General features: G+C 69.1%; 12 protein-coding genes and 1 pseudogene. 8 read left to right on the forward strand and 5 right to left on the reverse strand.

Going from position 1 to position 14296, the window contains the following annotated elements:
- From JHC79_RS18325 to JHC79_RS18345, 5 genes are all read right to left on the reverse strand, one after another.
- Window positions 1-675: an RNA methyltransferase gene (locus JHC79_RS18325; RefSeq protein ID WP_296393487.1), complete on the reverse strand. Its 675-nt coding sequence runs from the start codon at window positions 673-675 to the stop codon at window positions 1-3.
- A 6-nt stretch (window positions 676-681) separates the two neighbouring features.
- Window positions 682-1221 carry an orotate phosphoribosyltransferase gene (gene pyrE, locus JHC79_RS18330; protein WP_296393515.1) on the reverse strand — a complete coding sequence of 180 codons (540 nt, stop codon included), beginning with the start codon at window positions 1219-1221 and terminating at the stop codon, window positions 682-684.
- Window positions 1222-1245: 24 nt separating this feature from the next.
- Entirely contained in the window at window positions 1246-2190 is a 945-nt protein-coding gene (locus JHC79_RS18335; RefSeq protein WP_296393489.1) for a hypothetical protein, read from the reverse strand.
- Between the two features lie 81 nt (window positions 2191-2271).
- Window positions 2272-2799, reverse strand: a complete 528-nt coding sequence (locus JHC79_RS18340; RefSeq protein WP_296393492.1) for a hypothetical protein — start codon at window positions 2797-2799, stop codon at window positions 2272-2274.
- A gap of 176 nt (window positions 2800-2975) precedes the next feature.
- Entirely contained in the window at window positions 2976-3950 is a 975-nt protein-coding gene (locus tag JHC79_RS18345; protein ID WP_296393494.1) for a D-2-hydroxyacid dehydrogenase, read from the reverse strand.
- Between the two features lie 93 nt (window positions 3951-4043).
- Between JHC79_RS18345 and JHC79_RS18350 the strand changes: the two genes are divergently transcribed.
- The 8 genes and pseudogenes from JHC79_RS18350 to JHC79_RS18385 all read left to right on the forward strand — a co-directional run.
- Window positions 4044-5387 carry an aminotransferase class III-fold pyridoxal phosphate-dependent enzyme gene (locus tag JHC79_RS18350; protein ID WP_296393496.1) on the forward strand — a complete coding sequence of 448 codons (1344 nt, stop codon included), beginning with the start codon at window positions 4044-4046 and terminating at the stop codon, window positions 5385-5387.
- Between the two features lie 11 nt (window positions 5388-5398).
- Window positions 5399-8434, forward strand: a complete 3036-nt coding sequence (locus JHC79_RS18355) for an FAD-binding and (Fe-S)-binding domain-containing protein (RefSeq protein ID WP_296393499.1) — start codon at window positions 5399-5401, stop codon at window positions 8432-8434.
- Window positions 8431-9894, forward strand: coding sequence for an NAD-dependent succinate-semialdehyde dehydrogenase (locus tag JHC79_RS18360; RefSeq protein WP_296393502.1), 1464 nt, complete (start codon window positions 8431-8433; stop codon window positions 9892-9894). The genes JHC79_RS18355 and JHC79_RS18360 overlap by 4 nt, the downstream gene beginning before the upstream one ends.
- Window positions 9895-9926: 32 nt before the next feature.
- Window positions 9927-11120 (forward strand): M24 family metallopeptidase, encoded by a 1194-nt coding sequence (locus tag JHC79_RS18365; RefSeq protein WP_296393504.1) that lies wholly within the window; start codon window positions 9927-9929, stop codon window positions 11118-11120.
- A 30-nt stretch (window positions 11121-11150) separates the two neighbouring features.
- Window positions 11151-12377: a PLP-dependent aminotransferase family protein gene (locus JHC79_RS18370; protein WP_296393506.1), complete on the forward strand. Its 1227-nt coding sequence runs from the start codon at window positions 11151-11153 to the stop codon at window positions 12375-12377.
- A 41-nt stretch (window positions 12378-12418) separates the two neighbouring features.
- Entirely contained in the window at window positions 12419-13591 is a 1173-nt protein-coding gene (locus JHC79_RS18375; protein ID WP_296393517.1) for a M20 family metallopeptidase, read from the forward strand.
- Between the two features lie 174 nt (window positions 13592-13765).
- The gene (locus JHC79_RS18380; RefSeq protein WP_296393508.1) at window positions 13766-14050 is read left to right on the forward strand and encodes a hypothetical protein; all 285 of its coding nucleotides are present in this window, start codon (window positions 13766-13768) and stop codon (window positions 14048-14050) included.
- Window positions 14044-14296 (forward strand): annotated as a pseudogene (locus JHC79_RS18385) (ArsR family transcriptional regulator); the annotation flags it as partial. The gene JHC79_RS18380 and the pseudogene JHC79_RS18385, both read left to right, overlap by 7 nt.

A 14296-nucleotide genomic window follows, 5' to 3' on the forward strand; every position in this document is an offset into this window, starting at 1 on the left:
TCACCAGGCCTGGTCGAGGTCGGCGTGCTGACGGATCCAGGCGTGCATGGCGATGCCGGCCGCCACGCCTGCGTTGATGCTGCGGGTCGACCCGAACTGCGCGATCGACACCGTCAGATCCGCTCGCTCGCGCGCGTCCTCGCTGACACCCGGCCCCTCCTGCCCGAACAGCAGCACACAGCCGCGGGGTAGGTCGGCGGTCTCGAGGCGGGTCGATCCGGGGGTGTTGTCGACGGCCACCACCGACAGGCCGGCACCGTGCGCCCAGGTCAGCAGCGCGTCGATGTCGGCATGGTGCTCGACGTGCTGATAGCGGTCGGTGACCATGGCGCCCCGGCGATTCCAGCGTCGACGTCCGACGATGTGCACCGCGGCGGCACCGAAGGCATTCGCGGTCCGGACCACGGTGCCGATGTTGGCGTCGTGCGCGAAGTTCTCGATCGCGACGTGAAACGGGTGGCGACGAGTGTCGAGGTCGGCGACGATCGCCTCGCGCGTCCAGTACCGATAGCGGTCGACGACGTTGCGTCGGTCGCCGTCGGCGAGCAGTTCCGGATCGTAGTGGTCATCGTCGGGAAGTGGTGTGCCGCGGTCGATCTCCCACGGCCCGACCCCGACCGGGTCGGCGGGGGTGACCCATTCGGTCGGGCCCACCTCGGACGAGTCCGATGTCACCGCGAGCTACGCGAGCCCGATGTCGGCGAGTCCCAGCAGCGATCGGTACGGCACGCCCTCGGCGGTGATGACGGCGTCGGCGCCGGTCGCGCGGTCGACGACGGTGGCGACACCGACGACCTCGGCACCGATCTCGCGGGCCGCCCGCACGGCGGTCAACGGCGAGTTGCCGGTCGTCGTGGTGTCCTCGACGATCAGGACACGTTTGCCGACGATGTCGGGTCCCTCGATCTGTCGTTGCATGCCATGGGCTTTCGCCGCCTTGCGGACGACGAACGCGTCGATGTCGCGACCGGAGGCGTGCATGATCGACGTCGCGACCGGGTCGGCACCGAGGGTGAGGCCACCGACGGCGGCATAGTCCCAGTCGACGGTGAGTTCACGCATCAGCGACCCGATGAGGGCCGACGCCTCGTGATGCAGTGTGGCCCTGCGCAAATCGACGTAATAGTCGGCTTCCTTGCCGGACGAGAGCGTCACCCTTCCGTGCACCACAGCCAGTTCCGCCACGAGTTCGGCCAGACGTTCCCTGCTCACGCGATCGATCTCCTCGTTGCGGTGGTCACGACCTCAGTCATCGAGGCGCGTGGGACGTTCGGTCCGGCGCCGCACCGGCATCGGCTGCATCCGGCGGCCGGTGTCCGACGCCGCGGGCTTCGGCCCCGAGGCCGGCGGTTGCTGCTGCTGATGCGGGCCGGGTGACGGGCGAGCCGACCGCGACGGGCCGGACGGCGGGCCCGAGGGCCGCGCGGACGGTGATCCGTCCGCCGACTGGGGGCGCAGCTGGTCGCGTGAGATCGCCTCGGTCTTCGGCTCGTCGAGTCCGCGGCGGCCGCGGCCGGTGGGTGACGACGGGTCACGCGGATCCGGCGGACGCGACGGATCGAGCACGGGCGGCAGAACCCGCAGCAGATCGGTGAAGCGGCGGACGGTCTCGAGCGCGGTGTCGAGGCGGACCGGGTCGTTGGTCAGCGGCATCGACGCCACCGCCCAGTTGCCCTCGTTCCACAGCACCTCGATGTAGTCGGGGGCGTTGCTCGCCAGCGCGACCATGCGGCGATCGCAGACACGGCGCGCGATGTCGAGGTGGGTGGAGAACATCACCCGACGACCCATGGCGCCGAGCAGCTCGACATCCTCCTCGGCGGGCGCGAGCACCTTCTCCTGACGGACGTCGATCACCACACTCGACGCGCTCGAGCGACGGATCGCGACCACGGTGGCGACGTCGGTCAGGTCGAACGCGACCGCTTCCTCGCCGTAGTACCGGCCGTAGGTCAGGTCGGAGATCTCGACGTGGTCGGCGAGGTCCATGGTGGCTCGGTGCAACTCGGACCGCATGTCGCGCAGGCCGGCGGCGTCGTCGCGCTCGGAGGCGGCGTAGCGGAAGCCGTGACCGTCACCCCACACCGCTCGTTCGCGGCGCACCACTGCGGTTCGACGGCGGTCGAGCCACAACAGAAGGGCCGCGCCGATCAGTGCCAGCGCGGCGATCACGAAGTAGACGGCGGTCATCACGGAACACCTTATCCACTCGGGGGCGCGACGGCCCGGTAGCCCATGGTGATCATCGCTGGTGACCGGTCGTCACCGGGGTCAGTTCCCCGGACTCGACGCGGTCACGCGTCCGTCCACCACGAGGTCGGCGACCATCTCGTCACCCTTGATCAGCACGTGGACCACCACGATGTCCCCGATGCGCACCGTCGGTGACGACGAACTGTGGGCGGACTCGAAGTGGGTGTCGGAGGTGACGGTGATCGTGTGCCGTCGACCGTCGCTCATGTGGATGCCGAGCTCGGATCCGGTGAGCTTGTCGACCGTGCCGAGCAGCATCTTCGACCGCGTCACCGTCAGGCCACCGTTCGGCGACACCGTCGACGGTGCGGGTGCGGCACCCACGGTCGGCGGCATCTCGGGGGAGGTCGTACTGGGGGCGATGTACTTCAGTGCCGCGGCGGAGGTGGACTCCTGGTCGTTCTCGTCACCGCGTTCGGCGCCGAGATGTACGCAGTACGCGAGTCCCAGACCTGCGACGACGAGACCGGCCATGCACAGCAGGGTGGTCGCGGTACCCGATCGCATGCCCTCGCGACCGTCCCTGCGGAACCGTGGTCGGTTCATCGCTGCACCGACCTCCTCCGTCGTCTCCACCGCTCGATGCCCCGAACGTGATCCCGAGGTTAAGAGCGGAGCCTGAGAACGGACTGTGAATGTCGCACCACCCGACCTGAGAACGCCCGTTTCCCCGGGTGGGGCGACGTTCCGACCCGGTGGGCCGTCGTCGACGCCCGGCTGGGCTAGTGGACGTACCCCCTCGACTTGTCGACCTGGTTCTCGAACCCCTCGCCCGCCACATAGCCGCGCAGGCGGTCCAGGAACTTGTCGGCCAGCTCGTCACGCCACCCGACGACGTCGCCGCTCATGTGCGGCGAGATGGCCACCTGTGGCATCTCCCACAGCGGGCTGGACTCCGGCAGCGGCTCGGTCTCGACCACGTCGAGCGAGGCGGCGGCGATCGTCCCCGAGCGCAACGCCTCGATCAGGTCGTCCTCGACCACGAGCTGCCCGCGACCGACGTTGATCAGGTGCGCCGTCGACTTCATCGCCCGCAGCACCCGGGCGTCGACGAGGCCCGACGTCTGGTCGGTCAGGGGCGCGATCATCACGACGTTGTCGAAGACCCCGACGTGCTCGACGAGGTCGTCGGTGGCGATGACGTCGCCGAAGTCGGGGTCTTGCGATCGCGCGGTGCGTCCGGCGCCGGTCACCTCGAGGCCCGCCGCCCGCAGCAGCCGCGCGACGGCGCGTCCGATGCCTCCCGTCCCGACCACCAGAGCGCTCGAACCGGTGGTGCGCCGCGTCTCACGCCACTCCCACTGCTTGTCGTTCTGGAACGCGCGCGACTCGTGCAGGCGTTTGTCCCAGGCGAGTATCGATCCGAGGACGAACTCGGCGATGGGGCCGTCGAACACACCACGGGCGTTGGTGACGGTGACCTCGGACTCGCGGAGGCCGTCGAACATGATGGCGTCGACTCCGGCGGCACAGACGTGGATCCAGGCCAGCGCGTCCGCGCTGTCGAAGTGGTCGCGCAGGGAGGCCGAGAAATAGTCCCAGAACATCAGCACCTCGGTGCCCGGGAGCGCGTCGGCCAGCTGATCGGCGGTGACCAGTCGGACCTGCGCCAACTTCTCGATCTCGGCCAGGTTGTGGGGCGGATCGAGGTCATCGCGGGTGAGGACGGTCAGGCGCGGCGTCGGTGTGGAAGTCACGCGTTCACGGTAGGCAACGGCGTCGGGAAACCACCGATCCGGGCCGATAGTCCAATTGTTGACAATCAGACCATCCACCGTCACGGTGTACCCATGACCTCGACGCTGACCTCGGATGTGAACACCTCTGCGACCGGTGGCGCCACCCCGGCCCCGACCGGGAACCGCGCCACCCTGAGTCCCGGCCTGAAGCAGGCGACCCCCGTCGTGGTCGATCATGCGACCGGCTCGTGGATCCACGGCACCGACGGCAAGTCCTACCTCGACTTCACCACCGGGATCGGCGTCACCAGCACCGGTCACTGCCACCCGCGCGTGGTCGCAGCCGCCCAGGAGCAGTGCGGGAAGATCATCCACGCGCAGTACACGACGGTGATGCACCAGCCGCTGCTCGAACTGACCGAGAAGCTGGGCGAGGTGCTGCCCACCGGTCTCGACTCGATCTTCTACGCGAACTCCGGCTCCGAGGCCGTCGAGGCGTCCATCCGGCTGGCGCGCATGGCCACCGGTCGGCCCAACATCGTGGTGTTCCAGGGCGGGTTCCACGGCCGCACCGTGGCCGCGGCCAGCCTGACCACCGCGGGCACCCGCTTCTCGGCCGGCTTCTCCCCGCTGATGAGCGGCGTGCACATGGCGCCGTTCCCGTACGCCTACCGCTACGGCTTCGACACCGACACCGCGGTGGAGTTCGCCCTGCGCGAGCTCGACTACCTGTTCGCCTCCCGCGTCGCCCCCAACGACACCGCCGCGATGCTCATCGAGCCGGTACTCGGCGACGGCGGCTACCTGCCCGCTCCCCCGGCGTTCCTGGCCGGTCTGCGCGAGCGCGCCGACAAGCACGGGATCATCCTGATCGCCGACGAGGTGCAGGCCGGCTTCGGCCGTACCGGCAAGTTCTGGAGCCACCAGCACACCGTCGGCCTGGTCCCCGACATCATCATCACCGCAAAGGGTCTCGCGTCCGGATTCCCCATCTCGGCGATCGCCGCACCCACCGAGCTGATGGCCAAGGCGTGGCCCGGGTCGCAGGGCGGCACCTACGGCGGCAATGCCGTCGCCGCGGCCGCGGGCGTCGCGACGCTGGCGGTCATCCACGAGGAGAACCTGGTCGAGAACGCCCGTGTGCGCGGCGAGCAGATGCTGGCCGGCCTGCACAAGATCGCGGCGAAGTTCCCGCAGATCGGCAATGTCCGTGGACTCGGGCTGATGGCCGGTATCGAGTTCATCGACCCCACCGCCACCGCGGGCACACCGGTGGCCGACGCCGCGTCGGCGGCCAAGGTCCAGCAGGCCTGCATCGGCGAGGGTCTGCTCACGCTCACCTGCGGACCGCTGGCCAACGTGATCCGGTTGATCCCCGCTCTCGTCGTCACCGAGGACGAGATGACCACGGGGTTGGCGCGTTTCGACGCCGCGCTGTCCTCGGTGCTCGGCTGACTCGTCCGACGATGTCGAATGCACCCACCAGCGACCGGGCCCTCGTCGACGACCGGTCCCGGGTCGGGTCGGACCTGAGGGCCCTGGGCCTCGATGCCGACGATTCGTCCCGTCGCCGTGCCGAGTACTCCTACGATGCGTCGAACTACCGCCTGACACCGCTGTGCGTGGTCTTCCCGCACGACGATGTCGAGGTGGCCACGGCCGTCGCGCACTGTCACGCCGCAGGCATCACCGTCATCGCCCGTGGCGGCGGAACGGGCATGGGTGGCAACGCCATCGGCGAGGGCGTGGTCATCGACCTGTCCCGTCACATGACCCGCGTCATGGCCGTCGACGCCGAGCGCCGCACCGCACTGGCTCAGGCCGGCGTTGTGCTGACCGAGCTGCAGAAGGCCGTGCGCACCGACACCGACGGGGCGTTGACGTTCGCACCCGACCCGTCGAGCCAGTCCCGTGCGACGCTCGGCGGCGCCATCGGCAACGACGCCTGCGGCAACCACTCGGTGCGCTACGGGCGCACCACCGATCACGTCGTGGAGATCAACCTCGTCACCGCCGACGGACTCCGCGTCACCGCGACCCGCACCGGTCTGCGCGCCACCGACCCCACCGACCCGGCGGCGGTCCGTCGCGCCGAGGAGATCGCCTCAGCTCTCGGTGATCTCGTGAGCGCCAACCTCGCACCACTGCGCACCGAACTCGAACGCATCCCCCGGCAGGTGTCCGGGTACCACCTCGCACACCTGTTGCCCGAGCGCGGTTTCGACGTCGCCCGGGCGCTCGTCGGCAGCGAGGGAACCTGCGCGTTGGTCGTGTCCGCGGTGGTCGGTCTCGTGCCGGTGGCCCAGCACCCGCAGTTGCTGTGCCTCGGCTACCGCGACGTCGTCGACGCCGCGCGGGACGTGCCGGTCATGCTCAGCTTCTCGCCGTCGGCCATCGAGGGCATCGACGAGCGCATCGTGGCGACGATGCGTGCCCGCCGGGGACGCTCCTCGGTCGAGGGCCTGCCCGACGGACACGCGTGGATCTACGTCGAACTCGACGAGTTCAGTGCTGACGACGTGCCCGCCGCGATCTCCGACCTGCTCGAGAAGCTGCGCGCCGAGGGGCGACTCGTCGACGCACGCACCGTGACCGACCCGACGCAGCGGTCGATGCTGTGGCGGGTGCGCGAGGACGGTGCCGGGTTGTCCTCGCGTCTGGTCGATCTCGACGATCCCGACGCAGGCAGCGGCTACGAGTCGTGGCCCGGGTGGGAGGACTCGGCCGTCGCGCCGGAGAACCTGCCCGAATACCTCGAAGGCTTCACCGCACTCCTCGCACACCACGGTCTGACCGGGGTCATGTACGGCCACTTCGGAGCGGGCTGCATGCACGTCCGCATCACGTTCGATCAGCGCAGCGAGTCCGGCCGCGCGACGATGCTCGCTTTCTGCCGGGACGCCGCGCACCTCGTGGTGGCCCACGGCGGTTCACTGTCGGGGGAACACGGCGACGGACGGGCCCGCTCGGAGCTGCTCCCGATCATGTACTCGCCGCAGATGATGGACCTGTTCGGTGCGTTCAAACGGATCTGGGACCCGACCGCACTGCTCAACCCCGGCAGCATCGTCGACCCGGACGCCATCGGGGACAACCTGGCGCTGGCCGACATCCCCAGCCGAACCTGGTCCACCGCCTTCGATCTGGGCATCCCGGGCCCCGGCGCCGACCACGGACACAGCGGGGGTGCCGACCACCCGCAGGAGAACATCGGGCTCGACCCCTTCGTCCACGCGACGCAGGCGTGTATCGGGGTCGGGCGGTGTCGCTCGCACTCCGGCGGGGTGATGTGTCCGAGCTACCGCGCGACGAAGGACGAGAAGGACTCCACCCGCGGGCGCTCGCGGGTGCTGCAGGAGATGATCCGCAACGCCCCCGACGTCGAGACCGGCTGGCGCTCCGAGGATGTCCGCGAGGCGATGGACCTGTGCCTGTCGTGCAAGGCGTGTTCCACCGACTGCCCCACCGGCGTCGACATGGCCACCTACCGCTCGGAGTTCCTGCACCACCACTATCGACGGCGCATGCGGCCGATGTCGCACTACGCCCTCGGCTGGATGCCCGCCTGGCTGCGACCGGCGACCGCCATGGCGCCGGTGATCAACGCCGTGCTCGCGACCAGGCTGTCCGGAGCGGCCGCGCGACTGGCCGGCCTCGACGCACGCCGGGCGATGCCGCAGTTCTCCCGACGCAAGGACGTCCGCGGTCACCTGCGCGGCCTCACGAGAGACCCTGCGGCCGGAACCGTGCTGTTCCTCGACTCGTTCACCAAGGCGTTCCGACCCGAGGTCGGGGCCGCCGCCGCGCGCGTTCTCGGTACCACGGGATCCGCGTCGCAGGGGGTGAGCTGCGAGAAGGACAACTGCTGCGCGCTCACGTGGATCTCCACCGGACAGCTCGACCACGCCCGGAAGGTGCTGACCAAGACCGCCGAGGCCCTCGACGACGGCACCGACCGACCGATCGTCGTCCCGGAACCGAGTTGCGCCGCCGCGTTGCACAAGGACATGCCCGAGTTGGTGCACACCGACGCCGCGCGTCGGGTGGCCAAGCGGGTACGCAGTTTCGCCGCCCACGTGGGTGAGATGCTCGACGACGGGTGGCAGCCACCGACCATGCCCGACGCCGTCACGGTGCAGACCCACTGCCACGAGTACGCCGTGTTCGGACCCGCCACCCAGGCGTCGGTGCTGCGGCGACTCGGCGTCTCCACGGTCACCACCGCCGACGGTTGTTGCGGTGTCGCAGGCAACTTCGGCTTCGAGCGCGGCCACTACGAGGTCAGCATGGCCGTCGGCGAGCAGGCTCTCGCACCGGCCCTGCGCGCCCGCGTCGACGACGAGCCCGTGCTGACCGACGGCTTCAGCTGCGCCATGGCCGTGCAACAACTCGTCGCCGTCGACGACGGCATCCGCCCCGTGACCGGCACCCACCTGGCACAGTTGCTCGATCCGCACCCCAGCGGCGACCCCGCCGCGCGACCACGAGGAGACCACGCATGACGAACCGTGCTGCCGAGCTGATCGGCAAGCTCAACACCGGACTGTTCATCGGGGGCGCGTGGTCGTCAGCCGAGTCCGGTTCGACGTTCGTCGTGGAGAACCCCGCCACCGGCGAGCAGATCGCGACCGTCGCCGACGGTGGCGCCCTCGACGCCCAGCGCGCCATCGAGACCGCCGCCGCGACCCAGAAGTCCTGGGCCGCGACCTCCCCCCGGTCGCGGAGCGAGATCCTCTACCGCGCCCACAAGCTCATCCTCGAGCGCGCCGACGACCTCGCCCTGATCATGACCACCGAGATGGGCAAGCCGTTGGCCGAGGCGAAGGGCGAGGTCGCCTACGGCGCCGAGTTCTTCCGTTGGTTCGCCGAGGAGGCCGTCCGTATCAACGGCGACCACACCACCACCGGTGACGGCGCCAACCGCATCCTCGTCACCAAGGAACCGGTCGGTCCGTGCGTCCTGATCACCCCGTGGAACTTCCCGCTGGCCATGGGGACCCGCAAGATCGGTCCCGCCGTGGCCGCCGGCTGCACGATGGTGTTCAAGCCGGCCGAGCTCACGCCGCTCACCGCACTCGCGCTGGCCGACATCCTCACCGAGGCCGGACTGCCCGACGGCGTGCTCAACATCGTCACGACGATCAACCCCGGCCCGGTCGTCACCGCCTGGATGGACAGCGGCCTCGCGCGCAAGATCAGCTTCACCGGGTCCACACAGGTCGGCAAGCTGTTGCTGGAGCAGGCATCGCGCACCGTCATGCGCACCTCGATGGAGCTCGGCGGCAACGCACCGTTCATCGTCTGCGCCGACGCCGACATCGACAAGGCCGTCGAGGGCGCCATGGTGGCCAAGATGCGCAACATGGGCGAGGCCTGCACCGCCGCCAACCGCCTGTTCGTACACCGGTCGGTCGCGAACCAGTTCGCCGAGAAGCTCAGTGCGCGTATGGGTGCACTCGTGGTCGGCGACGGCGCCCTGGACGGCACGCAGGTCGGTCCGCTGGTGGAGTCGAAGGCCCTGGACAAGGTGCGCGACCTGGTGTCCGACGCCGTCGGACGCGGCGCGACGATCATGTGCGGCGGGATCGCCCCCGACACCCCCGGCCACTTCTACCCGCCCACCGTGCTCGCCGACGTGAGCCCGGAGTCGGATCTGATGTCGACCGAGATCTTCGGCCCCGTCGCACCGGTCATCCCCTTCGAGGACGAGGACGAGATGATCGCGATGGCCAACGACACCCAGTGGGGCCTCGTCGGCTACCTCTTCACCCAGGACATCGACCGCGCCCTGCGACTGTCGTCCGCACTCGAGGTCGGCATGGTCGGACTCAACACCGGGTTGGTGTCGAACCCGGCCGCGCCGTTCGGCGGGGTGAAGGAGTCCGGCCTCGGCCGTGAGGGCGGTCGGATCGGCATCGACGAGTTCCTCGAGGTGAAGTACCTCGCCATTCCGCGTACCTGACCGGTTGTCCGCACTCGAGAAAGAGGTGTGAGTTGTACCTGGGACATCAGCTGTTCTCCGACGCGGAGTACACCGAGCGTCTGGGCAAGGTCCGTGTCCTGATGGAGCGGCAGGGACTCTCGGCGGTCATAGTGACCGACCCCGCGAACATCTTCTACCTGATCGGCTACAACGCGTGGTCGTTCTACACCCCGCAGATGTTGTTCGTGCCCATCGAGGGCGAGATGGTGTTCTTCGCGCGTGAGATGGATGCCCATGGGGCGCACCGCACGACGTGGTTGCCTGCCGAGCAGATCGTCGGTTACCCGGAGAGCTACGTCCACCGCCCGCACCTGCACCCGTTCGACTGGGTGGCCTGGGCACTGCGCCAGCGCCACCAGATCGCGCCCGCATCGCGGACCGGGTCGGTCGGCCTGGAGATGGACTCACACTTCTTCACCCCCAAGGCCTATCGCGCACTGTACAACGCGATCCCGGAGTGGAAGCTGGTCGACAGCTTCGAGCTGGTGAACTGGGTGCGGTCGGTGAAGTCCGACGCGGAGATCCAGCTGATGCGGCAGGCGGGCATGGTCTGCTCCCAGGCGATGCGCGCGGCCATCGACACCATCGAGGTCGGTGTGCGGCAATGCGACGCGGCGGCGGCGATCTCGCAGGCCCAGATCACCGGCACCGACGACTTCGGCGGCGACTACCCGGCCATCGTGCCGATGATGCCGACCGGCGCCGCCGCCGACACCCCGCACCTGACGTGGCACCAGGGCACGTTCCGCGACGACGAGGCGGTCGTCATCGAGCTGACCGGTGCGCACAACCGCTATCACTGTCCGCTCGCCCGGACGGTGTCGTTGGGCACGCCCAACAAGGACGTCGACTACGTCGCCGGCGCCACCGCCGAGGGACTCAACAACGTGCTCGACGCGATCAGGCCGGGGGTGCCGACGCGCGAGCTGGCGTCGACCTGGAACTGGACACTGGCCAAGTACGGACTCGAGAAGCCGTCGCGCCTGGGCTATTCCATCGGGATCGGTTACCCGCCGGACTGGGGCGAGCGCACCATCAGCATCCGGACCGAGGACGAGACGGTCCTCGAGGAGAACATGACGTTCCACATCGTCTGCGGGATGTGGATGGACGGATACGGATTCGAGTTGTCGGAGTCGGTGCGCGTCAGCGCCACCGGTGTCGAGACGTTCACCAGCTTCCCGCGCGAGCTGATCCGCAAATAGCCACGCTTACCCCAGATCGAAGGAGCACCGATGACCGCGACCGAAATCGCACGTCACGCACCCACCCTGCCGCTGGCCGGACGGGCCAAGGACCTGGTGGGGTCGATGATCGACTCGTCGACCTCGCTGCTCGCCGCGCAGACCCATGACATCGTGCGCTTCGCGATGGGGTCGCCCGCCGACGAGGCGGTCCCGTCGGAGGAGTTCCGCGAGATCGCGGGCACCATCCTCGATGCGTCGTCGTTCACCTACGGCGCCACCGAGGGCGAGCCGCGTCTGCTCGAGTTGCTGGTGAAATACCTTGCCGGCACCCCCGATCCGTCGAGTGAGGATCGTCTGGTCATCACCACCGGCGGCATGCAGGGACTCGATCTCGCGTGCAAGCTGTTCATCGATCCGGGTGACCTCGTGGTGGTCGAGTCCCCCACGTACACCAACGGCAGCGCCACCGCTCTGTCCTACGGCGCACAGCTGCTCGAGGTCCCGATGGACGAAGACGGCATGCTCGTCGACCAGCTCGAGGACCTCGTCGCCCACCACCACCGGCCGCCGAAGGCGATCTACACCATCCCCACCTTCCAGAACCCGTCCGGCGTGACGCTGTCGTTGGAACGGCGAAAGGCGTTGCTGGAGTTGGCGCACCGGTGGGGTTCGGTCATCATCGACGACGACCCGTACGGTCTGCTGCGCTTCTCCGGCACCGACATCCCGACCTTCCAGACGCTCAGCCCGCAGGATCCGCTGCTGTTCTCGGTCCGCACGTTCTCCAAGATCCTGGCGCCGGGGTGGCGTGTCGGCTGGGTCGACGCCGACCCGTCGATCCGTCAGCTGCTCATCAACGGCAAGCAGGCGATGGACACGTGTACCAATGTGCCCAACCAGCACATCGTGGCCGAGTACATCGCCCGCGGCGGACTCGACGACCATCTCGCCTCGATCCGCGTGCTCTATCGCGAGCGCAAGGACGCGATGCTCGACTCGATCGCCCGTCACCTCGGCGACCGGGTCACCACCACCAACCCCGAGGGCGGCTTCTTCCTGTGGCTGACCCTCGCGGGCGAGTTCGAGAGCATCGACACCCGTGAGCTGTTCGAGGTCGCCCTCGCCGACGGTGTCGCGTTCATCCCCGGACCGGCACTCTCGCCCGGTGGGCGCTTCCACAACGCCCTGCGGCTCTGCTTCGCCTCCAGCACCCCCGAGCGCATCGAGGAGGGCATCAAGCGGCTGACGGGCAGCCTTGAGAAGATGATCGCGTGAGTGAGACCACCGAGACCGCGAACGCGACCGAGACCGGCCCGCTGAGCGCACGTGAGCGGACGGTTCTCGATCGCATCACCGCGGAGTCGGTGGTCGCGTTGACCCGTGCACTCGTCGATGTCCCGAGTGTGAACCCGGGCGGCACCGAGGCCGGAACCGTCGCGGTCCTGGCGAGGGCCGCGGCCGAGGCGGGATGCACCGTCGACACCCACGAGGTGGCCACCGACCGTCCGAACCTGGTGGCGACGCTGCCCGGTGGCGACGGACCGGGACTGATGTTCCTCGGTCACTCCGACGTCGTTCCGCCGGGGCCCGGCTGGACCGCCGACCCGTTCGTGTCCCGGGTGGTCGACGACCGCATCATCGGTCGCGGTGCCACCGACATGAAGGGCGGCCTCGCGGCGATCATCGTGGCCGCGGGCGCCCTGGTCGGCGAGAACCTCTCCGGCCCGGTGCAGTTGGTGTGCACGGTCGACGAGGAGGAGCACGGTCTCGGTGTCCGCGACTTCGTGGGCCGCGGGCGTGCCGGCGAGTTCGCCGGGTGCGTCGTGGCCGAGCCCACCGACCTCGACACCGTCATCGCGTGCCGCGGCGCCTCCTACATCGAGATCGAGATCCGCGGGCGCGCCGCCCATTCCGGTCGTCCGGCCGATGGTCGCAACGCGATCAACGCCGCGGCCAGGATCATCGAGATCATCCGCGCCGATCACGACGCGATGCAGTCCGACCTCGACCCGCTGCTCGGTGCCGGGACGTGGAACATCGGGACGATCAGCGGTGGGCAGGGCATCTCGGCCGTCGCGCCGAACGCCTCGATCGGCATCGACCGTCGCCTGATGCCCGACGAGGACGCCGAGGAGATCGCTGCGGAGTTGCGTGAGCGCATCGCGGCCGACGGCATCGACTCCGACGGCATCGAGGTGGACGTCTCGGTGACGATGTCGATGCCCGGTTTCCGCACCGACCGCAGGCACGGACTCGTGCTGTCGGCGGTGGACTCGGTGACCGCCGCGGGCGGCTCGAGTGCCATCGGCGGATGGACCGCCGCGTGTGACGGTGGCTTCGTCAACCGCGACCTGGGCATCCCGTGCATCGTGCTGGGGCCCGGCGACATCAACAACCAGGCCCATCAGCCCGACGAGTCGGTGCTCATCGAGGACCTCGTCGTCGCGGCCCGGGCATACGCCCTGCTGGCCCTGCGCATGCTCGGCTGACCGCCAGTCGGGCACATAAAGCCACCAGTTGGGTGGCATGCCCCGCGTTGGGCCGTCGTTGTTCCCTGTTGGGCCGTCGTTGCTCCCTGTTGGGCGCACAGGGCCGCAACTCGACGTTGTAGCCGCAGGCTTAATCAATTCTCCGCGGCGAGATGACGGCGTTGGCTCAGATGCATGGACGACTACCGGAACCTCCACCATCTCGCCACCGACCCGACGACGGCCCTGGCCTACGCGCGGATCGCCGATCGGCACGCCTCCGCGCAGAAGCATCGACGTCCCGATCCCGACGACCCTCGCGTGCACGCGTCGCCCGGGCCGCTGATGCGGACCGTGCACCGGATCGCGGCCTGGTGGCGACGTGGCCCGACCGGGGTGGTCGCGGCGCAGGTGACGCAGCGTGCGAAAAAATCTGGTGTGGGACCGCAATCGGACCTACCGTCACTGCTGAGATGCTGACCTATCACCTGGGAACCGACGACCTCGCACGCGTGCGACTGGCGATCTCGCCGATGGGCGAGACATCGCTGAGCCTGTGGTCCCTCGTTCTCGGCCCGACGGGTCGGCCTCACGTCGCCGCATGGCACGAGAACGCCGTCGCGCGTCGCGACGAATACGACTTCGCGTTGCTGACGGCGCTGGTGTCCCCCTCCGGTTTCAGCCTGCCGGACTTCATCAACCCACCGCTGCAGACCACCCGACCCA

It is taken from the genome of Williamsia sp., assembly GCF_016462415.1.
Lineage (GTDB): Bacteria > Actinomycetota > Actinomycetes > Mycobacteriales > Mycobacteriaceae > Williamsia_A.